The organism is Escherichia sp. MOD1-EC7003 (genome assembly GCF_002965065.1).
Classification (GTDB): Bacteria; Pseudomonadota; Gammaproteobacteria; order Enterobacterales; family Enterobacteriaceae; genus Escherichia.
The window spans coordinates 1-838 of sequence record NZ_PTRE01000085.1 but is presented as its reverse complement, the minus strand read 5'-3'; the positions used below and the strand labels follow the sequence as shown (position 1 = coordinate 838).

The 838-nt window shown below is 52.6% G+C and carries 1 protein-coding gene; it reads left to right on the top strand.

Features of this window, described 5'->3' with window-relative positions; all coding sequences use genetic code 11:
* Positions 1 to 217: 217 nt before the first annotated feature.
* A partial coding sequence (gene tnpA, locus A7090_RS15735) for an IS66-like element accessory protein TnpA (protein WP_105274725.1) occupies positions 218 to 838 on the top strand: 621 nt, incomplete at its 3' end.

Here is an 838-nt window from a genome sequence, read left to right as displayed (position 1 = left end):
AACGTTACCTCACAGCTGATACTGAGGGTTTTCGGGTCCTCTGCGAGCGATTCTGGCTGTTCGGCAGCTGCATCGAGAGTCACAGGAAGTAGCTGGGGGCTCTCTGAAGAAGGTAATAGCAGCTTTCCCTCGCGCCATTGTTGTCGCCATTTGAACAACAGATTGTAACCGGCTCATTTAAACCGTCTGGTCTGTTTCCTCCGGCTCTACAAAAATAATGTCCATCATTTTTAATGGACACTATCGTATGAAACACCGGACCTGGATCACTGAAGCTTTACGTCTTCACTTTGAAGAACATTTACCCCGGGTTGTGGCCGGGCGTCGCCTGGGTGTACCAAAATCAACAGTTTGTAGTATGTTCGTGCGCTTTCGGAGAGCTGGCCTTTCGTGGCCTTTGCCCGCAGGCATGTCGGAGCAGGAACTTGATGCCTGCCTTTACGGACAATTTTCCACGGTACCAGTCGTACGTCCTGAAAGCACCGTTATATCCGAAGCCCCCGTGGTAAAAAAACGTCCCCGGCGGCCCAACTTCCCTTATGAGTTTAAAATCGCCTTAGTGGAGCAGTCACTGCAGCCCGGAGCCTGTGTGGCGCAGATCGCCCGGGAAAACGGAATCAACGATAACCTGCTCTTCAACTGGCGCCATCAATACCGGAAAGGTGGCCTGCTGCCTTCCGGAAAAAATATGCCGGCACTGCTTCCCGTGACGTTAACGCCGGAGCCGGATAATAAAATCCCGGCCCCCGCACAGGAACCAGAGCAGATAAATACACCGTCCGACAGTCTGTGTTGTGAGCTGGTTCTGCCGGCCGGAACTCTCAGGCTTAAAGGTAAA